Source organism: Bradyrhizobium genosp. SA-3, assembly GCF_004212635.1.
In the GTDB taxonomy this organism is placed as follows: Bacteria; Pseudomonadota; Alphaproteobacteria; order Rhizobiales; family Xanthobacteraceae; genus Bradyrhizobium.
This window is the reverse complement of sequence record NZ_PSRT01000069.1, coordinates 1-23,398: the sequence shown is the minus strand read 5'-3', so window position 1 is coordinate 23,398 and position 23,398 is coordinate 1. Positions and strand designations below refer to the sequence as shown.

The following is a 23,398-nucleotide window of genomic DNA, read 5'->3' as shown; positions in this document are numbered from 1 at the left end:
GCAGGCGGCGCGGTGCGTTCAGCGGCTCGCAGGCGCGGCGGCAGCGCTCACGGCCGGCGCGTTGTCCAATGCGGTGTCGGCCTCCTCGACCTCCGTCACCTTCACGAACAGGTTCGGCACGCGCTCGGCCCGGCCGAGCAGCCAGGCCGCGCCGACCATGATGACGATGCCGACGATGGAGACGGCGAGCTGCTCCCAGACGCCCTTGGTGTATTGCGTCAGGATCCAGTGCGCCGAGAACGACAGGAACACCCCGAGGCAGAAGATCGGCAGCGAATGCTGGCCGCAGAGGATCACGGGCCGCAGCCATTTTGAATGCAGCGCCCGCCATTTGCGCGAGAGGAAATGAGTCACCCAGATCGCCAGCGCCAGGAAATGCGTGAAGCGCAGCATGTCGAGATCGGTCTTGTCGATCGGGTAGATCGCCTTGATCATCGATTTCGGGATCAGCGCCTCGAGCGCAGGGACGTGCCAGGTCATCACGATCAGCAGCGCGAAGACCAGCCAGACTGCGGCCAGCCCCATCACCGCCTTCGACCATACCCATGTCGCGACCTTGTCGATCTGGCCGATGCCGCACCAGGCCGCGAACACGAACATCAGCTGCCAGCAGAACGGATTGAAGTACCAGGTCGCACCGGGCGGATAGGACGCGATGTTCCAGTCGAACCAGCGCGACAGCACGTAGAGCACGACGGAGCCGGCGAGCGTCAGGTTCGGTCGGCGCTCCAGGCACCACACGATGAAGGGCGAGGCGAACACCAGCGTGATGTAGAGCGGCAGCACGTCGAGATTGACCGGCTTGTATTTCAGGAGGATCGCCTGCCCGATCAGCTCGTCCGGATGCGCCAGGAAATTAAACACGTTGAACTCGTGCTCGTACATCGGATTGTCGAAGCGACGTACGGTGCGCGCGATCTGCGCCGTGAACAGCAGGAACAGCATGATGTGGGCGACATACAGCTCGGCCGCGCGCCGCCACAGCCGCTTGGCCGCGGCGAGAAACCAGCCTCCCGCGACGATCGGTCCATAGATCCAGCCGACCAGATAGCCGGAGATGAAGACGAAGAACTCGGCGGCGTCGCTGAAGCCGTAGTTGCGCAGCGTCAGCCAGGCCACGACGTCGTGCGGGATGTGGTCTAGGAAGATCATCCACAGGCCGATGCCGCGGAAGAGATCGAGCCGCAGGTCGCGCTCGACCGGCGCCAAAAGTGCCGACTGGTCCCGTGTAATCATGGCCCGCCTCGTTCGGTGGGCGTCGCGCCATCGCGGCGCCGGAGAATCGGATGCTAGAAATTGAAAACCAAAAGTCACCTGGCCCTGCGGCTAGTGCCAACGGTAGCCGACCTTGCTGCGCGCGCAAGGGACTTTGTCATCGGCGGAGATACGGGCATGCCGTCCTCTGCGCTGGACGATGACGGAGCCTGCAAAAATGTGAAAAAACAACCCCATGCACAGTAGAAGTGTCACGCTAAGCCTTTGTATCAGCTGCAATATTTAATTGACCCGTCGGGCAGAAAAACCGACACGACGGTACCATCGCACGCCCAACAGATGAAGTGCGCAGGGTTCAGGTGAGCTCGTCGCCTTGGGCGAGCATCTCGCCTAGCATCGCCTCGGCCTTGTGCTGAAGCGGCAGCGCGCCGCTCTCGGAGGCGATCGCGATAGCGGCGCGCAAGGAAGCGAGCATGGCCGCCCTGTTTTCGGCGCTGGACGCCGGCGTCACCACGGCTTCGCCAAACAGGGCCTCGGCCTCGAGGCCCGAAAACCCCTGCTGGCGCGCCGTGTTGCGCGCCTCGCGCAGCATGTTCTGCGCACCCCTGACATCGCCGAGGCGGTAGGTGGCCAACGCCAGGTAGATCGAGCTGCGCAGCACCGCCGAGGTATAGCCGACCGCCTTCGCCTCCTCGCGCGCGTCGGTCAGCATGCCCCGCGCCCGATCGAGCAGGCCCTGCTCCAGATAGGCCATGCCGAGATGGCAGGCGAGCACCGGCACGAACAGCCGGATGCCGTGCTTCTGCGCGAGGACGAAGCCGTCCTCGAGGATGGAAGCTGCCGCCGCCGGATCGTTCTGCCCCAGCTTCAGCCATCCGCCGCTATAGGCCGCGGCGACGCGGTCGTAGGGACGGTTGGTCTCGTCCGCGATCGCGGAAGCTTGTTGTTGGAGCTGTTCGGCGACGTCGAGCTCGCCCATGACGGTGTGGGTGAAGCTCTTCATCATGCAGCAGAGGAGAAGGGTATATTTCGGGGGCGTGCCGACGGGTGGGCTGGCATCCGGCCCCAGCAATTGGGTGCGGACACGCGCATTTGACGATGGTCTGTCCGTACAGATCGTGATCTTCCACAAGCATTGTTGGTTCAAGAACCCATTGCCGCCCCCGCGCGACAGGCGCGCGGGGGTTTGTTGCGACTGATCGCCGTTCGCCCAAGGCCTGCCGTCCGTCGCTTAGCCCCTTCGAGCTCATCCACTGCGAGAACGCCGCTGTCAGCTTCGTGTAAGTCGCAAGCTGTCGCCGCAGCCGCATCGCGCCTGTCCCACCTGCCGTCATGGGCCTGTCGCAGGAAGATGATCCGTTGCTCCTCACTGCGCGCGAGTCGTCTCCGCGGAAAGCAACCGTTGCGTTCGTTTGACAGGAGCGGCCGATGCCCGTGGGACTGCTGGAGGTCGAAGGCACCATCGAGGTCGAGCAGTTCTGGCCGGAGGGGCGGTCGGACGCCGACACCACCAAGGTGGTGGTGGCCATCGCGCCGGACGCGATCCGCTTCCGTAAGAACGACACCTCGCCGTCCCAGCCGACCCATGTCTTCGCGGGCGCCAAGGTCAAGGGCCGCACCGCGACGGCGCCAATCAAGAACGGCAAGCTCACCGTCCGCCTCCAGGGCATCGACGCACCGGAGCTACACTATCAGCCGTCGCCGCTCACGACCGCCGAGAAGAAGGGACTGACGGAGGCCAAGAAGCAGGCCTATCACGAGGTCACGCATTCCTACCGGCAATTCCTCGGCGCCACCGCGAGCAAGGCGCTGCATGACTTCCTCGGCAGTGCCGGCGGAGCCACGCTTCCCTGCCGGGTGTTCACCCATGTCGATGCGCCGAACGAGGTGTTCGACACCTATGGACGACTGGTCGGCGACATCGAGGTGACGGTCGGCGGCGAGACAATCGACATCAACCACTGGCTGGTCGAGCGGGGCTTTGCCTATCCGACGTTCTACTCCTCGATGAACGAGGACGAGATCAAGGCTTTCCTTGCCCTCGCCAAGCCCGCGCGTGCGAAGAAGCTGCCGGTCTGGAAGCATCTCGCCAAAACGATTGGCGCCTTCGACTTCGACCTGCGCGAGCCCAGGGCTGGCGAGACCGATGTGCTCACGACCGACAAGGGCCCGGTGATCCCGCCAAAACTCTACCGCCGCTACACCAACTGGTCGGCACGCAAGAAGGCGAAGATCACGAGCCAGACCTTCCAGAAGTTTTTGAGCGAAGGCTCCGGCGGCAAGCCCGACACCTGCTACGAGATCGACGACTTCCTGGCCAACGGCGTGCACTCGGCAACGCCGCGGAATTTCGCGGAGTTCGTCGAGGGCGGGACAACGATCAAGTTTCAGCCGGAGGGGCTGGTGTTTGGGGAGGCGCCGTCGAGGCTAGTGGGAGCGGATGGGAAGGTGATTACGGCGTTTTGAGAAGGCGCGCTCTCCAGAACGAGGTTGCGCCCTGCTCTGGCACTAAAGCTTTCTCGGCTCCGATAAGGCATCGAGAACGATCACCCCTGGCCCAATGCGTCTGATCTGCTAGCTAGTGCTACTGAAAAATCGATGCAGCTCGTCTGCAGTCTGCTGCGGAAGCTCTTCCGGGAAGAAGTGCCCTCCATCAAGCGCCTTTCCTTGCACGTCGTCGGCCCAGGTGCGCCATAGCCCCAAGGGCCCACCCTCGCTTGCGTACCACGAATTCAAGGGGCCGCGGCCGCTCCAGAGAACGAGGACGGGACAGTCGATCCGGCGGCCGGAACGACGATCCGCCAAATCGTGCTCGTGATCGATTGTCGCTGCCGCGCGATATTCCTCGCAGACGGCGTGCACATGCGCCTCATCGCTCAGCGCTTCGACATAGGCGGCTCGGACAGCTGGACTGAAGCTGCTTGCTGCAGAGCCCCAGCCATCGAGTGCATTGTCGATGACGGCATCGGGAGCTGCCGACACTAGCCGCTCCGGAAGAGGTTCCGGCTGAGCAAGCAATGACCACGGCCAATACCCGACTGCCAGTTTTTTGTCGGCGCGCTCCCAGGCATCGGCAATCGGGACGACGTCAAGGACGGCAAGCCGCTCCACGCGCTGGCCTTGGTCGAGCGCGAGCCGATAAGCAACACGGCCACCGCGATCATGGCCTGCAACCGAAAAACGATCGAAGCCAAGTTTTGTCATGACAGAAACCATGTCCTTCGCCATCGCCCGTTTTGCATAAGGCGCATGATCCGCCCCGGAGGGAGGGCAGCTGCTGCGGCCGTATCCGCGAAGGTCGGCGCAGACCACGGTAAAGTGCTCGGCGAGCAGCGGCGCAACGCTTCGCCACATCAGATGCGTCTGCGGGAATCCGTGCAACAGGAGAACGGCCGGCCCCGAACCGGCGTGGCGTATGCAGATTCCTGCTTCGTCCGCCTGGACATTAGCGGTCTCGAAATCCTCGAACTTCATTGGACCAGTCCTTCGGAACGACGGCAAACCAACAAGTGAGTACCGGATCGCGCCCCCATAGTCCCCGTGTTGACGCCCGGACTCACCCCGGGTTCCTTGCAGAATGCATTCTCATTCAGTGGACTGATCGCCCTTGGGTCCGACACCTTCGCCTATGATGAGGTGGCGTGTCGTCGGCTTCGCCGAGGTGGGACATGCACGATCGATGCCCCCAAAACAAAAATGGCCCGCGTCATGCGGGCCATTTTCATATCGGATCCGGTCAATCCGAATTTGGTTGCGGGGATAGGATTTGAACCTATGACCTTCAGGTTATGAGCCTGACGAGCTACCGGGCTGCTCCACCCCGCGTTAAACACTTGCTTTGCCTTCGCCAAAATGCCGGGACGGTCGGTTGAGGCCCGCGCTGTTCGCGTGGCTTGCCTCACTCGTCCCAAAGGCTTCCTTGGAAGGCAACCCGGGGCGATGCCCGTCGGGTGCGAGGCGTATGTATCAAGGCGGGCTGCCTTTGGAAAGGGCTGCGGGAACGTTTTTTTCGACTTTATGACAACGGATGGAGCGATTTTGGGTCCGTTTGGCATGCACTTGCCAGGAGTTCCGCAAAGGGCCAGCTTGGCCGCAACAAAATCAGGGCCAGACGCCCATTTTAGGGAGGAACACCATGGACCGTGCCTCGGACCGTGCCTTGGACCCTGCCTTTGACCCAGCCTTGGACCAGCCCCTGACAAGCACCCCGCTGCGGGCGCTGGAGGATGCCTTCCATGCCATGGTCGCGCGGTCGCGGGCTGAGCCGGCGCCTGACCTCGCCGAGCGGCTCGACCGGCTGGCGCGGCTGCGCAGCGTTGTCGCGGACAACGAGGAGCGCTTCCGGCAGGCGATCTCGGCCGATTTCGGCCACCGCTCGGCGGTCGAGACCACGATTGCCGAGACCATGCTGGTGTTCTCCGAGATCCGGCATGCCACCAAACATTTGAAGAGCTGGATGAACCCCAGCGCGTCGCCACCGCGCTGCAATTCCTGCCCGCGCGCAACCGGCTGATGCCGCAGCCGCTCGGCGTGGTCGGCATCATCGCGCCCTGGAATTATCCGCTGCAGCTCACGCTCGCGCCCGCGATCGGCGCCATCGCCGCCGGCAACCGTGTCATCATCAAGCCGAGCGAGCTCGTGCCGCACTTCTCGGCGCTGCTGAAGGAGACGGTCGGGCAGAGGTTCGATGCCACCGAAGTGCTCGTCACCGGCATCGAGGACGAGATCGCAAAGGGCTTTGCGCGCCTGCCATTCGATCATCTCGTCTTCACCGGCTCGACGCGGGTCGGGCGGCTGGTCGCGGAGGCTGCGGGACGCAATCTGACGCCTGTTACGCTCGAGCTCGGCGGCAAGTCGCCGGCGATCATCGACGCCTCGGCGGATCTCGACGAAGCAGCCGAGCGCATCGCCTATGGAAAGCTGCTCAATGCGGGACAGACCTGCATCGCGCCGGATTATGTGCTGGTGCCGGAGAATTCGGTACAGTCCTTTGCCGAAAAGGTGCGCGCACAGATGCGGCGCATGTTCGGCACCGATCCCGCCAACAAGGACTACACCTCCGTCATTTCCGACCGGCACTATGCGCGGCTCGAAGGCCTCGTCGCGGATGCGGCCCAGAGCGGCGCCAAGATCCTGCAACCGGCAAGGCCCGACGATCCCAACTGGAAGGCGCACCGCAAATTCCCGCCGACGCTGATCCTCAGTGCGACCGAAGCGATGGCCGTGATGCAGGAGGAGATCTTTGGGCCGGTGCTGCCGGTGCTGGGCTATCGCGATCCGGCCGACGCCATCGCCTTCGTCAACGCCCGCGACCGGCCGCTGGCGCTGTACTGGTTCGGCAAGGACAGCAACGCACGCGACGAGGTGCTGGCACGCACCATCTCCGGCGGCGTCACCGTCAACGATTGCCTGTTCCACTTCACGCAAATCAACCAGCCGATGGGCGGCGTCGGCGCATCCGGCACCGGCGCCTATCACGGCGAATGGGGCTTTCGCACCTTCAGCAAGCTGAAGCCGGTGTTCTATCGCTCCAAGTTCAACCGACTCGCAGACCTCTATCCGCCCTATGGCGGCAAGATCGCGCGGTTGGAGAAGTTGATGCGGTTCATGTCGTAGGGGTGGCAAACACCGTCATTGCGCGTCGTTGACGCCTCGATCATGCCGACGCTGATCGGCGGCAACACCAACGCGCCGACGATCATGATCGGGGAAGGCGGCGGATATGATCAGGGGGGAGATGCGGGCGAGTTAGCGCGACGCTGTCTCCTCATCGTCGTCCCGGCGAAGGCCGGGACCCATAACCACAGGGAGAGGTTTGGCGAAGACTCGGAGTTACCGATCTCGCACCACACTTCTCCCTGTGGTTATGGGTCCCGGATCTGCGCGCGCTTGAGGCGCGCTTGTCCGGGACGACGGAGAAAATCAATTCAGCAAGAACCCGCCGTCCACGGTGACCACACTGCCGGTCATATAGCGCGACGCATTCGACGCCAGCAGCAGGATCGCGCCGTCGAGATCGGACTCGGCGCCGACGCGGCGCTGCGGGATGCGTTTGGCCAGGCGCTCGCCCGCCGGCGTCGACCAGAAGGCGTGGTTCATCTCGGTGTCGACATAGCCGGGCGCGAGCGCGTTGATGCGGATGTTCTGGCCCGCGAGCTCCAGCGCCATCGCCCTCGTCGCCTGGATGATGCCGGCCTTGGAGATCGCGTAGGGCGACACCGCCTTGAGCACGCCGGTGCCGAGCACGGAAGCGATGTTGACGATGTTGCCCGACTGCTTGCGCGCGATCATGCGCCGCGCCACTTCCGTCGCGAGGAAATAGGCGCCCTTCAGGTTGGCGCCGATCACGGCATCCCAATCGGCCTCGGTCTGCTCGGTCGCGAGCTTCTCGATGGCGATGCCGGCATTATTGATCAGCACGGTGACGGGCCCGAGCACGGCTTCCACCGCATCGACCGCCCTGGCGATCGATGCGGTGTCGGTGACGTCGAGCGCGACGGCGGCGGCGCGGCCGCCCTTGCCGCGGATTTCTTCTTCCAGGCTTTTCAGCTTGTCGGTCTGCCGCGCCGCGAGTGCGACGGATGCACCATGGGCCGCCAGCACCCGGGCAAATTGCCGCCCCAACCCCTGGCTCGCGCCGGTCACGAGGATGGTTTCTTTACTGACGTCGAATAGGTCTGACATGACGATTTCCTTGACGACTTCCTTGGGCGTAATCCCTGAGCTTTTGCAGCCATCAATACAGACGATTTTAGCGATCTGAAACCGGAATGATCGGTGCGGCGTTCATTCGTTCCAGCGCAGCAACGTTCCCCGAGGTGAGCTCGCACGCATGAACGGTTTCGATCTCGCGGTCTATGCGGCACTCGCCATCGCGGTCGGCCTCGGGTTCAGGACCGGGCTGCTGCGCAGCGCCATGACCATCCTCGCCTATCTCCTCGCCGCGCCGATGGCGGTGGCGCTGATGCCGCTGATCGCGCCGCAGATCGCAGCCAACCCGAATTCGCCGCTGCTCCAGAACTGGATCTGGTTCTTCGCCATCTTCGTGGTGGTCGGCATGCTGCTCGGGCATATCGGCCGCATCGCGCTGAACGACACCATCGGCGAGGCCGGCATCGGCGACCGGCTCGGCGGCGCCGCGCTCGGCGCCATCAGGGTCGGCCTCGTCGCCATCACGCTGGTAGCGGTGTTCGACCAGATCGTGCCGGCCAACCGCGAGCCGACGTTCCTCGCCGGCTCGCATCTGCGGCCGTTGTTCTCGACGGTGGGGCGGATGGGATTCAAGTCGCTGCCGCCGGAGGCGGCTGCCGCGATCGACCGCCTCAAGCAGGAGCGGCGCATCTAGGGCGCATTTGCATCGCCGCGCGGACTCGCCATGCATTTTGACGTGGGCCCGTCCCTTATCAGCGGCACTGATGTTGGCTAAAGTGGCCGCATCCAAAACCTGCCTGACATTACGGGAGTGAAACAGTGGATCTTGGGATCAAAGGTCGCCGCGCCATCGTCTGCGCATCCAGCAAGGGTCTCGGGCGCGCCTGCGCCATCGCACTGGCGGAGGCCGGCGTTCACGTCACGCTGACCGCGCGCGGCGCCGAAGCCCTGAAGAAGACGGCCGACGATATCCGCAAAGCCTATCCTGACGTGACCGTCACCGAGATCGTCGGCGACATCACGACGCCGGCGGGCCGCGAGGCCGTGCTGAAGGCCTGCCCCGAGCCTGATATCCTGATCAACAATGCCGGCGGCCCGCCGCCCGGCGATTTCCGCAACTGGACCCGCGACGACTGGATCAAGGCGATCGACGCCAACATGCTCACCCCGATCGAGCTGATCAAGGCGACGGTGGACGGCATGATGGCGCGCAAGTTCGGGCGCATCGTCAACATCACCTCGGCCGCGGTGAAGGCGCCGATCGACATCCTCGGCCTCTCCAACGGTGCACGCGCCGGCCTCACCGGCTTCATCGCCGGCCTGTCGCGCAAGACCGTGATCAACAACGTCACGATCAACGGCCTGTTGCCCGGCCCGTTCGAGACCGACCGCCTGACCGGCACCGCCAAGGCCGAGGCCGACAAGCGCGGTGTCACGCCGGAGCAGATCCTGGCCGAGCGCGCCAAGCTCAACCCCGCCGGGCGCTTCGGCCAGCCCGACGAGTTCGGCTATGCCTGCGCCTTCCTCTGCGGCGCCAAGGCCGGCTTCATCACCGGGCAGAACATCTTGCTCGATGGCGGCGCGTTCCCGGGAACGCTGTAAAGCTCTCCACTCTCTCCCCGCGACTGCGGGGAGAGAGTGGTCTAACGAAGTTACCGCTGCTTCGTCGCTTCGTCCTCGTCGCGCTCGCTGGGATCGGAGGAATCGGCGGTGAGACGCTCACTGGCCCAGTCGATACCGAATTCGTCGAGTCCAGCAGCGAGCAGATCGCCCAGCATGGGCTCACCGAGCAGATAGTGCACCGTTTCGCGGCGCGGGCTGCCATACTCACCCCGCGCCTCCACCGCACGAGCGCGCAAATCGTCCCAATCATCGATGGTGCCGTCGCCGCGACCGAGCCAGGTCAGCGCGACGAGATCGATCTGCTCGTCCTCGTTCAAGACGATCATGAAGCTGCCGAGCTCGTGGCCGACCGGATCGGAGCCGTCGTCCTCGAGGACGTCGATCGCGTCGTCATCGCTCGGGTTCGAGCCGGAATCCGGATCGGAAGCCGCCTCCTTGACGTCGAATTCGCGCGCCTTCTCGATGATGAAGGCGACCTTGTCCGCGGAAATCGCAAGCTCTGGCATGGCTCCCTCTCCAGCTTCTTTCCGGTTCCCCGCGATAACGCCACATCACCTCAGATGATCCATTGCGCTTGATGGCGGAAAATGCGCATGTTCCAACGCAAGAGCAAGAACACGGGGATGCGCCGGATGCAGTGGAAGGTCGGCAACGTCAAGATCACGAAATTCGTCGAAATGGAGACGGTGGGCTCGACCCGCTTCATCCTGCCGGCAGCGACCAACGACGAGATCCGGAAGCTGTCCTGGCTGATCCCGCAGTTCGCCACCGAAGAAGGCCGGCTGAAGATGTCGATCCACTCGCTGGTGGTGGAGACGTCTTCGCGCCGGATCGTGGTCGACACCGGCCTTGGCAACGACAAGCAAGGCCGTAGCGTCCCGACCTGGAACAACCGCAGCACGCCGTTTCTGGAGACCATGACGGCGGCGGGTTTTCCCCCCGAGAGCATCGACACCGTGCTGTGCACGCATCTTCACGTCGACCATGTCGGCTGGAACACGAGGCTGGTCGACGGCCGATGGGTGCCGACCTTCCCGAAGGCGCGCTACCTCTTCGGCAGGACCGAATATGAGTACTGGCGCGATTACACGGTCGAGCCGGACAAGGTTGCGGTGTTCAACGATTCCGTGAAGCCGGTCGTCGATGCTGACCGGGCCGAGCTGATCCCGAGCAACCACCGGCTCTGCGAGGAAATCAAGATGATCCCGACCCCGGGCCACAGCCCCGGGCACATGAGCGTCCTGATCGAGTCCGGTGGCGAGCAGGGGCTTCTGACTGGCGACGTTGCCCATCATCCCTGCCAGATGGCGCATCTCGACTGGTGCTCGGTCGTCGATTCCGATCCCGCTCAATCGGCGGCGACCCGGCACGAGATGTTCTCGCGGTTTGCCGACACGCCGACACTGGTGATCGGCGGGCACTATTCGGCCGGGCATATCAAGCGGGCGGGAGACGCGTTCAGGTTTGAGGCGTTGCAATCGTAGCGTGGGCAAAGCGACGCGTGCCCACCGTCCCGGCCATTAAAAAGAATTGGTGGGCACGGCGCTCGGCGCCTTTGCCCACCTTCCAAAGATTGGCAGCAATGCGCTCCTCTCTAGGCGGTTGAATTTCCCGCCGCCCTGTTCCATGAAGCAGTTCAACCGATCGGTCCATTCCCAGGGAGAAACGAGAATGAAGCTTGTTCGTTACGGCGAGAAGGGTGCGGAAAAGCCCGGCCTGATCGATAGATCCGGCCAGTTGCGCGACCTGTCGGCGCATGTGAAGGACCTGACCGGTGAAGCCTATTCGCCGGATACCCTGAAGAAGCTGGCAGGCCTTGATCCCGCCTCGCTGCCCGCCGTGTCAGGCAAGCCGCGGTTCGGCGCGCCGGTCACCGGCATCTCGAAATTCGTCGCCATCGGCCTCAACTACAGCGACCACGCCAAGGAGACCGGCGCTGCGATCCCGAGCGAGCCGATCATCTTCATGAAGGCGAACACCTCGCTGTCCGGCCCGAACGACGCGGTCGAGAAGCCGCGCGGCTCGACCAAGCTCGACTGGGAGGTCGAGATCGCCGCGATCATCGGCACCCGTGCCAAATATGTCTCGGAAGCCGACGCGCTGAACTACGTCGCCGGCTATTGCGTCTGCAACGACGTCTCCGAGCGCAACTTCCAGACCGAGCGCCTGGGCCAGTGGACCAAGGGCAAGTCGCACGACACGTTCGGCCCGCTCGGGCCGTGGCTCGCCACCAAGGACGAGATCAAGGACGTGCAGGACCTGCCGATGTGGCTCGACGTCAACGGCCAGCGCCGCCAGACCGGCTCGACCAAGACGATGATCTTCTCGATGGCGAAGTGCGTCTCCTACGTCTCGCAGTTCATGACGCTCCTGCCCGGCGACATCATCACCACGGGCACCCCGCCCGGCGTCGGCCTCGGCATGAAGCCGCCGACCTTCCTCAATGTCGGCGACGTCGTCACGCTCGGCATCGAAGGTCTCGGCGAGCAGCGCCAGGAGATCATCGCGGCGTAGGCTGCGACGACAGCTGTTGCCACACCGTCATTGCGAGGAGCGAAGCGACGAAGCAATCCAGACTATTTCCCCGGAGACAGCCTGGATTGCTTCGCTTCGCTCGCAGTGACGAAAACAACTGCCGGATATTCGTCAAGGTACTCGCCATGAAACTCACCTTCTCCCCCGCCTCGCCCTTCGCCCGCAAGGTGCGCATCGCCGCGATCGAGCTCGGGTTGATCGACAAGATCGAGCTCGTGCCCGCAACCGTCGCGCCGGGCACGGCCAACGAGGACTATTCGCGCATCACGCCGCTGAAGAAGCTGCCGGTGCTGATCACCAATGACGGCGACGTGATTTTGGACTCCTACGTCATCGTCGAATATCTCAATGAGATGGCCGGCGGCAGCCTGATCCCCGGCTACGGTCCGCGGCGGTGGAAGGCCAAGACCAACCACTCGCTGATCAACGGCATGCTCGATTCCATGCTGCTGTGCCGCTACGAGAAGATGGTGCGGCCGCAGGGCCTGCAATGGCAGGCCTGGTCGGACGACCATTGGAACAGGGCTTGGACCGGCATGGCGCGCTTCGAGAACATGCCAGAGGTGCTGAACGGCCCGTTCGACATCTCGCAGATCGGCCTCGTTTGCGTGCTCGGCTATGCCGACTTCCGTTTCGCCGATTGCGGCTGGCGCAAGGCCTATCCGAAGCTCGACGCCTTCAATCAGAAGATGCTGGAGCGGCCCTCCGTGAAAATCTCGGTGCCGCCTCCAGCGTAAATCGCAGGAGCTCTCATGAGCCTCAAATACTCGATCGGCGATCTCACGATCCATCGCGTCATCGAGCAGGAAGTCCCCTTCTTCTCGGCGCTGGAGTTCATTCCGGGGCTGACGGCGGAGGTGCTGGCCGAGAACCGGGACTGGATGCGACAGGCCAAGGCACTGGACGAGCAGGACACGCTGATCCTGTGCTTCCAGTCCTACGTGGTGAAGACGCCGCATCACACCATCCTGATCGACAGCTGCATCGGCAATGACAAGCCGCGGCCGCAGCGACCGAAATGGCACTTGAAGACCGACGACACCTATTTGCGCGGCCTCCACGCCGCCGGGGTGTCGGCGGGCGACATCGACTTCGTGATGTGCACGCATCTGCATGCCGATCACGTCGGCTGGAACACCCGGCTCGAGAACGGCCGCTGGGTGCCGACCTTCCCCAAGGCGCGCTATGTCTTCGCCAAGCGGGAGTTCGACTACTGGACCGAGAACAATGCGAAGGCGGAGGTCCCGCCCTTTGCCGACAGCGTGCTGCCGGTGGTGGAGGCGGGGCGCCACGAACTCGTCGGCGGCGACCATCAGATCGGCGATCACATCCGCATCCTGCCGACGCCCGGCCACACGCCGGGCCATGTCGCCTTCGCCATCGGACGCGGCAAGGACGATGCGGTGTTCTCCGGCGATCTCATCCACTCGCCGCTACAGGCGCTCTATCCGGAGCTGTCGATGAAGTTCGACGTCGATCAGGCCACGGCGGCGAAAACGCGCCGCAGCTTCCTGGAGCGCTATTGCGACAGCGACACGCTGTGCTGCACCGCGCATTTCCCCTCGCCGTCGATCGGGAAGATCAAGCGCAAGGGCAGCGGATTCGTCTGCGCGGCGGTGTAGCGAGATCTCGTAGGGACGTCGTAGGGTGGGTTAGCTCTGCGGCTGCGCGAAGCGGAGACGCTGAGCGTAACCCACCTATTTGGTTTCCGCAGACGCAGAAGCGGTGGGTTACGCTGCGCTAACCCACCCTTGTATTTCGTGCCCTCACGGAGGAAACGATGCCAACGCTCTCCGACATCCCCCTTCCCGCCGGCATCCGCTCGCGTTACGTTGACGGCATCAACGGCTTGCGCATGCAGGTGCTGGAAGCCGGCTTCGAGACCAAGGGCCGGCCCTGCATCCTCCTGCTGCACGGCTTTCCCGAGCTGGCCTTCTCCTGGCGCAAGGTGATGCCGGCGCTCGCCGCCGCCGGCTATCACGTGATCGCGCCGGACCAGCGCGGCTATGGGCGCACGACGGGATGGATCGCCGAGTACGACGGCGATCTCGCGCCCTTCTCGCTCTTCAACCTGGTGCGTGACGCGCTCGCGCTGGTGTCGGCTTTCGGCTACCGGCAGGTTGATGTGGTCGGACATGATTTCGGCAGCCCGGTGGCGGCCTGGTGCGCGCTGATCCGGCCCGACGTGTTTCGCTCAGTGACGATGATGAGCGCGCCGTTCGGCGGACCGCCGCCGCTGCCCTTCAACACAGTCGACACGCCGGCAAAGCCTGCGGCCGAAGACGCAGTGCATCGCGAGCTTGCCGCGCTGCCGCGCCCGCGAAAACACTATCAATGGTACTATTCGACACGCGCGGCCAACGCCGACATGCACCGCGCGCCGCAGGGCGTGCACGATTTCCTGCGCGCCTACTATCATCACAAGAGCGCGGACTGGACCGGCAACAAGCCGCACCCGCTGGAATCGTGGTCGGCGAACGAACTGGCGAAGCTGCCGACCTATTACGTGATGGACCTGAATGAGACCATGCCGGAGACGGTCGCGAAAGAGATGCCGTCGCCGGCCGCCATCGTCGCCAATCAATGGCTGCCCGATCGCGAGCTCGCCTATTACGCCGCCGAATATGGCCGCACCGGATTCCAGGGTGGGCTGCAATGGTATCGCTGCGGCACATCGGGGGCTTTCAATCATGAACTGCAACTGTTCTCTGGCCGCAGTATCGACGTGCCCTCCTGCTTTATCTCGGGCAAGCAGGATTGGGGCACCTATCAGCGCCCCGGCGTGTTCGAGGCGATGCAGGCGCGCGCGTGCACAAAGATGCTGGGCTGCCATCTGGTCGATGGCGCCGGCCATTGGGTGCAGCAGGAGCAGCCGGCCGAAGTCGCCCGGTTGCTGCTGGACTTCCTCGCAAAGGCCCGCACCGGCTGATTTGACCGGGGAACCGCGGCGTCCTATATAGTTTAGAATAATTCTAAATTCGTGACAGGGCCGTCGTGAAGAATTTTGCCGATCTGACCGAGCGCGAGGTGCTTGCGGTCGCGATCTCCTCCGAGGAGGAGGACAGTCGCATTTACATGACCTTCGCGGAGGACCTGAAGGAGCGCTATCCGGATTCGGCAAAGCTGTTCGAGCAGATGGCTGAGGAGGAGCGCGGCCATCGGCACATGCTACTGGAAATGTACGAGCAGCGTTTCGGCCAGCACCTGCCGCCGATCCGCCGCGAGGACGTCAAGGGCTTTTTGCGCCGCCGCCCGATCTGGCTGACCAAGAACCTGCCGCTCGACACGATCCGGAAAGAAGTCGAGACCATGGAGCTCGAGGCCGAGCGCTTCTATGCGAAGGCCGCCGAGCGGGCCGAGGACGTCAACGTCCGCCGGCTGCTCGGCGACCTCGCCGAGGCCGAGAAGAGCCACGAGAACACTGCCGCCAGACTGACGGGCGAGATCCTCAAGCCCGACGTGCGCGCCGAGGAAGACCGGACGCGGCGACGGATGTTCGTGCTGCAATATGTGCAGCCGGGCCTCGCCGGGTTGATGGACGGATCGGTCTCGACGCTGGCGCCGCTGTTTGCGGCGGCCTTTGCCACGCACCAGAACTGGCAGACATTTCTGGTGGGCCTTGCCGCATCGATCGGCGCCGGCATCAGCATGGGCTTTGCGGAAGCGCTGTCCGATGACGGTTCGCTGACCGGGCGCGGCTCGCCCTGGCTGCGCGGCCTCACCTGCGGCGCAATGACGACGCTCGGCGGACTCGGCCACACCGCGCCCTATCTCGTGCCGGACAGCTGGGCCAACGCATTCTGGATTGCAACCGCAATCGCCTGCGTCGTCGTGTTCTTCGAATTGTGGGCGATCGCCTTCATCCGCGCGCGCTACATGGACACACCATTCCTCCAGGCCGTATTCCAGATCGTGCTCGGCGGCGCCATCGTGCTGGCGGTGGGGATCGTGATCGGGGCGGCGTAGTAGCCTCACCCTCCGTTGTCATCGCCCGTCGCCACCAATCCTCTGCTGTCGTCCCGGCCTAGTGCGCAATTGCGCACGGGGGGCCGGGACCCATAACCACAGGCAGTCATTTGGCGAAGATTCCCAGTTATTAGGTGCGGCGGCAACGTACACCGTGCGCCCTCGATAGATCGCGCGGTATGGGTCCCGGCCCCCGTGCGCAATTGCGCACTAGGCCGGGACGACGGCGGAATTTGTGGCGACGCTATCCCGCCCACATATCAATCGCGATCAAACAGCCGTTGCGGCATTCGGCCAAACTGCGCATCATCGTCCGACAATAAGAACAGGAGAGGTGCCGTGGCCAAATCGCAATGGAGTTTCAAGAGCGCGGTCGAGCTGTCGACCGCATTGACCGCGAAGAAAGTCTCCGCGGTCGAGCTCACCCAGGACGCGATCGACCGCATCGAACGTCACGACGGCAAGATCAACGCGATCTGCGTTCGGGATTTCGATCGCGCGCTCGGCGCCGCGCGTGAGGCGGACGCGGCGCTGGCGCGCGGCGAAAGCAAACCGCTGCTCGGCCTACCGGTCACCGTGAAGGAATCCTTCAACGTCGCCGGCCTGCCCACGACCTGGGGCTGGACGCCGCAGAAGGATTTCAAGCCGGCGGAGGACGCACTGTCGATCACCCGGGTGAAGAACGCCGGCGGCATCATCCTCGGCAAGACCAACGTTCCCGTCGGCTTGGGCGATTGGCAGAGCTACAACGAGATCTACGGCACCACGAACAATCCGTTCGATCTCGGCCGCACGCCCGGCGGCTCATCGGGCGGCTCGTCTGCGGCGCTCGCAGCCGGCTACGGACCGCTCTCGCTCGGCTCCGACATCGGCGGCTCGCTGCGGGTGCCCGCCTTCCACTGCGGTGTCTATGCGCACAAGCCGACCTACAATCTCTGCCCGACGCGCGGCCATACACCGCCGCCATTTCCGGCCATCCCGATGGAGCGCGACATGGCGGTGATCGGTCCGATGGCGCGGAGTGCAGCCGATCTGCCCTTGCTCCTGGAGGTGATGGCAGGCCCCGATCCGCTGGACCTCGGCATCGGATACAAGCTCGCGCTGCCGGAGGCGCGACACCACGCACTGAAGGATTTCCGTGTGCTGGTGATCGACAGTCACCCGTTGCTGCCCGCGAATGCCGACATTCGCGGCGCGATCGAGAAGCTGGCGGGCCAATTGGCGAGCATGGGCGCGCGCGTCGCACGCGAGAGCCCGCTGTTTCCGGATTTCACGGAAGCCTCGCGCCTCTACATGCGCATGCTGATGAGCTTTCTCGGCGCGTTCTTTCCGCCCGACATTCTCGCCGGCGCGCGTGCGGGGGCGGCGCAACTCTCACCTGAGGACAAGAGCCTTGCGGCCGAGCGGCTGCGCGGCATGACCTGCTCGCATCAGACCTGGGTGTTCGACGAGGGCGCCCGCGCCGGGCTGCGCGCGCAATGGCGGCAATTGTTCAGGACATTCGATGCGGTGATCTGCCCGATCATGCCGACACCGGCCTATCCGCATGATCATTCGCCGCAGCAGGAGACGCGCCGGATCAACATCGACGGCAAGGACTATGTCTATCCGGACCAGCTTGCCTGGCCCGGCATCGCCACGCTGACGGGCCTGCCGGCAACAGCCATTCCGCTCGGTCTGTCGAAGGATGGCCTGCCGGTCGGCGTGCAGATGATCGGGCCGTTCCTCGAGGACCGGACACCGCTGAAGCTCGCCGAGCTGATCGAGCGCGAGTTCGGCGGGTTCGTGCCGCCGAAGATGTTTGACGACTAGTCCTCCCCGTCATTGCGAGCGAAGCGAAGCAATCCAGGCTGTCACTGCGGAACGATTCTGGATTGCTTCGTCGCAAGGGCTCCTCGCAATGACGGGGTAAAAACAACCTCGAGATTTTGTGCTACGCACATCCCCGGGAGGGAGAAAATAGAATGAGCAACGACCTCGAACAGCTCACCGCGCTCAACCGCGACTATGTCGCCTCCGTGCAGAACTGCGACGTCAGGCGCTTCGATGAGATCCTGGCGCCGGAGTTCTACTGCTCCAATCCCGACAAGACGCTGGTCGATCGCACAGCCTTCCTGGAGCAGACGGCGCGGCCGATCGCGATCCGCAATTTGCATGCGCACCCACGCCGCGACCAGCTACACCACGGCGGATGGCCAGCAGGCGAGTGGGCGATATACCGATTGCTGGGCGAAGACGAACGGGAAGTGGCTCGCTGTGTCCGCGCACGTGTCGCGGTGAGCTGAGGTAAGCTATCCCTACACTCCGCTGTCATGCCCCGGCTTGACCGGGGCCCAGTACTCCGCGGCGGCAGTTCGTTCACACAATTGCCGCCGCGGCGTACTGGGCCCCGGTCAAGCCGGGCGATGACACCTGAATTGGGGCGACAACGCCTGAGCAGCCGGCAAACGCCGATCATTAACTATCAAACACGATCACGCTGCGTAGCGTCTTGCCGGCTTTCATGTTGGCAAAGCCCTCGTTGATCTCGTTTAGCTTCAGCTTGGCCGAGATCCAGTCCTCCAGGTGCAGCCGGCCGCGCAGATAGAAATCGACCAGGCGCGGCATGTCGACGCGAAAATGGTTCGAGCCCATCGACGAGCCCTGGATCTTGCGCTCGCGCAGGAAGTCGAAGCCGTGCAGCTCGATCTTCTGGCCGAACGGAATCATGCCGACGATGGTGGCCGTGCCGCCCGAGGCGAGCATGCCAAAGGCTTGCTCCGCGGTCTCCTTGCGACCGAGCACCTCGAAGGAATGATGCACGCCGCCATTGGTGAGATCGCGTACCTGTTTCACGACATCACCATCGGCGGGATTGATGATGTCGGTCGCCCCCAGCTTGGTCGCGAGCTGGAGTTTGGCCGGATTGGTGTCGATGGCGATGATGCGGCCGGCGCCGGCGATCTGCGCGCCGTTGATCGCGGCCATACCGACGCCGCCGCAGCCGATCACCGCCACGGTCTCGCCGGCCGTCACCTTGGCCGTGTTCACGACCGCGCCGTAGCCGGTGATGACGCCGCAGCCGATCAGCGCGGCGAGATCGAGCGGCATCTCCTTCCGGATTTTGACGATCGCGTTCTCGTGCACCAGCATCTGCTCGGCGAAGGACGAGAGGTTGAGAAACTGGTGCAGCTTCTCGGGCTTCGCCCACTGCATCCGGTCCGAGACGCCCGGCAGCATCTTCACCGTCGTGTCGGTGCAGAGCACGGTGCGCCCCGTGGTGCAGTTATCGCAGGTGCCGCAGAACACGGATAGGCAAGTGACGACGTGATCGCCGGGCTTGACGTAAGTGACGTCGGATCCGACCTGTTCGACCACGCCGGCCGACTCGTGCCCAAGCACCGCGGGCAGCGGATGCGGATAAAGCCCCTCCATGAAGTGCAGATCGGAGTGACAGAGGCCGGCGACCGCCGTGCGGATCAGGACCTCGCGCGGGCCCGGTTTCGGCAGGCTGATGTCCTCGATGACGAGCGGCTGGTTGACTTCATAGAGGACGGCGGCCTTCATCGGTGTTTCCTCCTTGTTATAATTTCGTTGAGTGCGGGGACTCCAACCTCTCCCATAGGGAGAGGTGGAGAAGCCTACGCCGCCAGAACCAGTTCGCCAACCTCGCTCATGCTGCCTGCGCGATCGCCGAGCACCAGCGCGGCGATCTTCTGCTGCACTGGATTTTCCGTCAGCCGGAACGGATCGCTCGGCAACACGCGGTGGTCGATCACGAGACGCGACAGCAACAGCCGGCGCGCATCGCCGCGCATGTCGTGGATGCGATGCCCTTCCCAGGCCAGCGCGACGGCGCTGGCGACATGATAGAGCAGGCTGGTGGCGCGACGCGCGTCCGCCTCGTTGTCGGCCTTGCCCGCGACCTCGCGTGCGAAGCCGACCGCACGATCGACAAGACCGCGCAGATGATCACGCCAGGCCTGCGGCACCGACGCGCTGTCGTCGAGCCGGGCATGAAGATCGGCCGCGAGCGCGGATTCCGCGCCATGGCGGCCGACTGCGCGCCTCAGCGCATCGATCGCGACGATGTTTCCAGTGCCTTCCCAGACCGAGCCGAGATGAGCATCGCGCAGCAGGCGGGCGGTGGCGAATTCCTCGATATAGCCGATGCCGCCGCGCATCTCGAGCGCATCGCCGCAAACCTTTCGCGCATCGCGCGTGGCGCGGAACTTCAGCGTCGGTGTGAGGATGCGCAAGAGGGCCGCCGCATCCTGGCTGCCGGCCTCGGCGCGATCGAGCGCGTCGGCGGTGAGGAAGCTCATCGACAGCGCCTGCTCGACCGGCAGCATGATCTTCAGCATCTGCCGCCGTCCCAGCGGCAGGTCGATGATGCGGTTGCCGAACACCACGCGGTTCTTCGCGACCGTCATGGCGTCGTGATAGGCCCGCCGCATCAGCGCGGCGGATTTGACGCCGTTGGAGAGCCGCGACGAGTTCACCATCTCGGCCATCTGCACGAAGCCGCGGTCGAGCTTGCCGACGGCATAGGCGATCGCGCCTTCGAGCTTGATCTCGCCCGAGGCCATCGAGCGCGTGCCGAGCTTGTCCTTGAGGCGCACGATCCGGTAGTTGTTCTGCGCGCCGTCGTCGAGGAAGCGCGGCATCAGGAACAGGCCGACGCCGCGCGTGCCGGGGCCGGCGCCTTCGGGCCGCGCCAGCAGCATCACGACCTTGGCGTCGGCGTTCGAGCAGAACCATTTCTCGCCATAGAGGCGCCAATGGTCGCCCTCCTGCACCGCGCGCGTGGTCAGCGTGCCGACGTCGGAGCCGCCTTCCTTCTCGGTCATGAACTGGCCGCCCTGCGTCAGCTTGCTCATATCCGTCTGCGTGAGACCATCGAGATATTTGGCCTTCAGCGCCTCGCTGCCGAAATTCGCCAGCAGCTTGGCGCAGCCGTCGGTGACGTTGATCGGACAGCCCATGCCGAATTCAGTCTGGTTGAACAGAAAAGTGAAGGCGTGCTTGGCGACCACGGGATATTTGTCCGGCCAGCCCATGATGCCCTTGCGGATCGAGAGCGCGTGGATGCCGAACTCACCGAACGCGGCTTTCTCCAGCTCGCGATAGGCCGGATGATATTCGATCCATTGTATGTCGCGGCCGAACTTGTCGCGCTGATGCAGGATGGGCGTGTGCCGGTCGGCAAGCCGCGCGCATTCGTCGAGCGGGCCGCCGGCGAGTTCACCGAGGCGGTCGAGATGCGGCTCGATATGGCGGAACAACGTGTCCGGCAGATGGATGCGCAAGAGGTCCGTCAGCGCGGGATCGGCGCGATAGAAATTCATGCCTGACGTGTCGGGCGCCAGCAGGCCGGACGTCTCGGCCGCGACATGTTCTGGCTGCGCTGGGACCGGCTTGTGCATGATCGTCCTCTTCGTTTCCGCCCGACGGCAATTCTTTGCGCTTGTTTTGGCGCTTGCCGCTTGGGATGATGTCGATCATGCTCCAGAGGCGGATGCGGATAAAGCCGCAAATCGTCAGGGCGGCATGATCGCCGCGGGGGGAGCAATTCGCCCTGCGGAATTGTGACCGCCCCGGTTGGTTGTCCGCGCGGACCATGCATAGATCAACGGCTTCCTGTCTCCGAGAGATCACGCCATGGAACACCCAAAATATAAGATCGCGCTCATCGTCGGCGCCGGCGAAGGATTGAGCGCGTCGCTGGCGCGGCTGTTTGCGGCCCAGAACATCCGCGTCGCCCTTGCCGCGCGCAAGATCGAGAAGCTGGGCGCGCTCTGCACCGAGACCGGGGCCAAGGCCTATGCCTGCAACGCGACGGAGCCTGAGGAGGTCGAGCGGCTGTTCGGCCTGGTCGAGCGCGAGATCGGCACGCCCGACCTCGTCGTCTACAACGCCAGCGGCCGCACGCGCGGACCGTTCTTGGATCTCGTCCCGGCCGATGTGGCGCAGGCGATCGCGGTCAGCGCCTATGGCGGCTTCCTGGTGGCGCAGCAGGCGGCCAAACGCATGCTGCCGAACAAGCACGGCGCGATCCTGTTCACCGGCGCCTCGGCCAGCGTCAAGGGCTATGCGCAGTCGACGCCCTTTGCGATGGGCAAGTTCGCGCTGCGCGGCCTCGCGCAGAGCATGGCGCGCGAATTGTCGCCGCAGGGCATCCATGTCGCGCATTTCGTCATCGACGGCGCGATCCGCAGCGCGGCCCGTGCGGAATCGGCAGACAGACCGGATTCGATGCTCGATCCCGATGCGATCGCGCAGAGCTATTGGAACGTGTTGCAGCAGCCGCGCAGCGCCTGGAGCTGGGAGCTGGAGCTGCGGCCGTGGGTGGAGAATTTTTGAGGCGGTGTTTTGAGGCAATAGCGTCACAACAATCGTCATTGCGAGCGAAGCGAAGCAATCCAGAGATATCTCCGCGGATACAGACTGGATTGCTTCGTCGCCAGCGCAAAATTGCTTCGCAATTTTGTCGCGGGCTCCTCGCAATGACGGGCGAATAAGGAATCGACATGACCACGGAAACCACCATCCGCGACCGCGTCGCTGTCATCACGCTGAACCGGCCGGAAGCGCGCAATTCACTATCGGACACGCTGACGCCAGCGCTGCGCACGATGATCCGGAGCTGCGGCGAGAATCCTGATGTCGGCGCGCTGCTGCTCACCGGCGCGGGTGAAGCCTTTTGTGCCGGCGGCAACGTCAAGGGCATGGGCGCGCATCGTGATCCGAAGAAGCTGGAGATGTCGCTCGAGGATCGCATCGCCGATCTCCAGGAGCGGCAGCGGCTGCTCACCGGCGCGCTAGTGTCGGTGCGCAAGCCGACCATCGCCGCCCTGCCCGGCCCCGCGGTCGGCGCCGGGCTTGCCATCGCCATGGCCTGCGACATCCGCATCGCCGCGCAATCGGCGTTCGTCGCCACCGGCTACGCCCGCATCGCGCTCAGTGGTGATTACGGCATCGCCTGGCTGCTCACCAGGCTGGTCGGCACCGCGCGGGCGCGCGAATTGATGTTCACCGGCGACCGGGTCGACGCCGTCAGGTGCGAGACCATCGGCCTCGTCAATCGCGTGGTGCCTGATGACAAGCTGCAAACTGAAGCCTTCGCGCTGGCCAAATCGCTCGCCGAAGGTCCGCGCCTCGCACTGCGCTACATGAAGGACAATCTCGACGAGGCCCTGCTGTTCGACTTCGAGACCGCGCGCGACCACGAGGCCGAGCGGCTGATCCGCCTGACCACGACCGCCGATCACAAGGAGGCGGTGCAGGCTTTTATCGAGAAGCGCAAGGCGGTGTTTTCGGGGAAGTAGGCGCTGCCGTTGAATTGTAGCCCGGATGGAGCGAAGCAAAATCCGGGAAAGTCTGCGCCCGTGGAAAGACTCCCGGATTTCGCTTCGCTCCATCCGGGCTA

Annotated in this window: 18 protein-coding genes, 1 tRNA gene and 5 pseudogenes; 16 read left to right on the top strand and 8 right to left on the bottom strand. The window is 64.2% G+C overall.

Annotated elements, in window-relative coordinates; all coding sequences use genetic code 11:
* Window positions 1-18: 18 nt before the first annotated feature.
* Together CWO91_RS23650 and CWO91_RS23645 are read right to left on the bottom strand one after the other, a co-directional pair.
* Window positions 19-1,236: an OpgC domain-containing protein gene (locus tag CWO91_RS23650; protein WP_130216742.1), complete on the bottom strand. Its 1,218-nt coding sequence runs from the start codon at window positions 1,234-1,236 to the stop codon at window positions 19-21.
* A 334-nt stretch (window positions 1,237-1,570) separates the two neighbouring features.
* Window positions 1,571-2,287: pseudogene (locus tag CWO91_RS23645) on the bottom strand (ATPase); the annotation flags it as partial.
* Window positions 2,288-2,643: 356 nt separating this feature from the next.
* Here CWO91_RS23645 and CWO91_RS45470 point away from each other — a divergent pair.
* A pseudogene (locus CWO91_RS45470) lies at window positions 2,644-3,285 on the top strand (thermonuclease family protein); the annotation flags it as partial.
* Window positions 3,286-3,789: 504 nt separating this feature from the next.
* Here the strand turns inward: CWO91_RS45470 and CWO91_RS23635 are convergent.
* The gene (locus CWO91_RS23635) at window positions 3,790-4,689 is read right to left on the bottom strand and encodes an alpha/beta fold hydrolase (protein WP_130216738.1); all 900 of its coding nucleotides are present in this window, start codon (window positions 4,687-4,689) and stop codon (window positions 3,790-3,792) included.
* A 274-nt stretch (window positions 4,690-4,963) separates the two neighbouring features.
* A tRNA-Met gene (locus tag CWO91_RS23630) sits at window positions 4,964-5,040 on the bottom strand.
* Window positions 5,041-5,350: 310 nt separating this feature from the next.
* On the opposite strand from CWO91_RS23630, the pseudogene CWO91_RS23625 reads away from it, so the two are divergent.
* Both CWO91_RS23625 and CWO91_RS23620 read left to right on the top strand, forming a co-directional pair.
* Window positions 5,351-6,831: pseudogene (locus tag CWO91_RS23625) on the top strand (coniferyl aldehyde dehydrogenase).
* Between the two features lie 18 nt (window positions 6,832-6,849).
* A pseudogene (locus CWO91_RS23620) lies at window positions 6,850-6,967 on the top strand (GMC oxidoreductase); the annotation flags it as partial.
* A gap of 170 nt (window positions 6,968-7,137) precedes the next feature.
* Here the strand turns inward: CWO91_RS23620 and CWO91_RS23615 are convergent.
* Entirely contained in the window at window positions 7,138-7,899 is a 762-nt protein-coding gene (locus CWO91_RS23615; RefSeq protein ID WP_130216736.1) for an SDR family oxidoreductase, read from the bottom strand.
* A gap of 148 nt (window positions 7,900-8,047) precedes the next feature.
* Here CWO91_RS23615 and CWO91_RS23610 point away from each other — a divergent pair, with 148 nt between their 5' ends.
* The gene (locus tag CWO91_RS23610; protein WP_130216734.1) at window positions 8,048-8,560 is read left to right on the top strand and encodes a CvpA family protein; all 513 of its coding nucleotides are present in this window, start codon (window positions 8,048-8,050) and stop codon (window positions 8,558-8,560) included.
* A gap of 125 nt (window positions 8,561-8,685) precedes the next feature.
* A complete protein-coding gene (locus tag CWO91_RS23605; protein ID WP_130216732.1) occupies window positions 8,686-9,468 on the top strand; it encodes an SDR family oxidoreductase in 783 nt (260 codons plus the stop codon).
* Window positions 9,469-9,518: 50 nt separating this feature from the next.
* Here the strand turns inward: CWO91_RS23605 and CWO91_RS23600 are convergent, their stop codons facing one another.
* Window positions 9,519-9,995 (bottom strand): DUF3775 domain-containing protein, encoded by a 477-nt coding sequence (locus CWO91_RS23600; protein WP_130216730.1) that lies wholly within the window; start codon window positions 9,993-9,995, stop codon window positions 9,519-9,521.
* A 126-nt stretch (window positions 9,996-10,121) separates the two neighbouring features.
* Here CWO91_RS23600 and CWO91_RS23595 point away from each other — a divergent pair, with 126 nt between their 5' ends.
* The 8 genes and pseudogenes from CWO91_RS23595 to CWO91_RS23560 all read left to right on the top strand — a co-directional run bounded on the left by CWO91_RS23595 (window position 10,122) and on the right by CWO91_RS23560 (window position 18,270).
* Entirely contained in the window at window positions 10,122-10,973 is an 852-nt protein-coding gene (locus tag CWO91_RS23595; protein WP_165405660.1) for an MBL fold metallo-hydrolase, read from the top strand.
* A gap of 187 nt (window positions 10,974-11,160) precedes the next feature.
* Entirely contained in the window at window positions 11,161-12,003 is an 843-nt protein-coding gene (locus tag CWO91_RS23590) for a fumarylacetoacetate hydrolase family protein (protein ID WP_130216726.1), read from the top strand.
* A gap of 146 nt (window positions 12,004-12,149) precedes the next feature.
* Complete coding sequence (locus tag CWO91_RS23585) at window positions 12,150-12,761, top strand: glutathione S-transferase family protein (protein ID WP_130216724.1); 612 nt, start codon at window positions 12,150-12,152, stop codon at window positions 12,759-12,761.
* Window positions 12,762-12,776: 15 nt separating this feature from the next.
* Complete coding sequence (locus tag CWO91_RS23580) at window positions 12,777-13,646, top strand: MBL fold metallo-hydrolase (RefSeq protein ID WP_130216722.1); 870 nt, start codon at window positions 12,777-12,779, stop codon at window positions 13,644-13,646.
* 158 nt (window positions 13,647-13,804) lie between these two features.
* Window positions 13,805-14,953, top strand: a complete 1,149-nt coding sequence (locus CWO91_RS23575; protein ID WP_130216720.1) for an alpha/beta hydrolase — start codon at window positions 13,805-13,807, stop codon at window positions 14,951-14,953.
* A gap of 65 nt (window positions 14,954-15,018) precedes the next feature.
* Window positions 15,019-15,990 carry an iron exporter MbfA gene (mbfA, locus tag CWO91_RS23570; protein ID WP_130216718.1) on the top strand — a complete coding sequence of 324 codons (972 nt, stop codon included), beginning with the start codon at window positions 15,019-15,021 and terminating at the stop codon, window positions 15,988-15,990.
* Between the two features lie 339 nt (window positions 15,991-16,329).
* Complete coding sequence (locus CWO91_RS23565) at window positions 16,330-17,802, top strand: amidase (RefSeq protein ID WP_130216716.1); 1,473 nt, start codon at window positions 16,330-16,332, stop codon at window positions 17,800-17,802.
* Between the two features lie 152 nt (window positions 17,803-17,954).
* Window positions 17,955-18,270, top strand: a pseudogene (locus tag CWO91_RS23560) (nuclear transport factor 2 family protein).
* A 177-nt stretch (window positions 18,271-18,447) separates the two neighbouring features.
* Here the strand turns inward: CWO91_RS23560 and CWO91_RS23555 are convergent.
* Together CWO91_RS23555 and CWO91_RS23550 are read right to left on the bottom strand one after the other, a co-directional pair.
* Window positions 18,448-19,536: a Zn-dependent alcohol dehydrogenase gene (locus CWO91_RS23555; protein ID WP_130216714.1), complete on the bottom strand. Its 1,089-nt coding sequence runs from the start codon at window positions 19,534-19,536 to the stop codon at window positions 18,448-18,450.
* A 74-nt stretch (window positions 19,537-19,610) separates the two neighbouring features.
* Window positions 19,611-21,395, bottom strand: coding sequence for an acyl-CoA dehydrogenase family protein (locus CWO91_RS23550; RefSeq protein ID WP_130216712.1), 1,785 nt, complete (start codon window positions 21,393-21,395; stop codon window positions 19,611-19,613).
* Here CWO91_RS23550 and CWO91_RS43170 point away from each other — a divergent pair.
* From CWO91_RS43170 to CWO91_RS23540, 3 genes are all read left to right on the top strand, one after another.
* Complete coding sequence (locus tag CWO91_RS43170) at window positions 21,394-21,561, top strand: hypothetical protein (RefSeq protein ID WP_165405655.1); 168 nt, start codon at window positions 21,394-21,396, stop codon at window positions 21,559-21,561. The genes CWO91_RS23550 and CWO91_RS43170 overlap by 2 nt on opposite strands.
* A gap of 69 nt (window positions 21,562-21,630) precedes the next feature.
* On the top strand, window positions 21,631-22,332 hold the full coding sequence (locus CWO91_RS23545; protein ID WP_130216710.1) for an SDR family NAD(P)-dependent oxidoreductase: 702 nt from the start codon (window positions 21,631-21,633) through the stop codon (window positions 22,330-22,332).
* A gap of 167 nt (window positions 22,333-22,499) precedes the next feature.
* A complete protein-coding gene (locus tag CWO91_RS23540; protein ID WP_130216708.1) occupies window positions 22,500-23,297 on the top strand; it encodes an enoyl-CoA hydratase in 798 nt (265 codons plus the stop codon).
* Window positions 23,298-23,398: the final 101 nt, after the last annotated feature.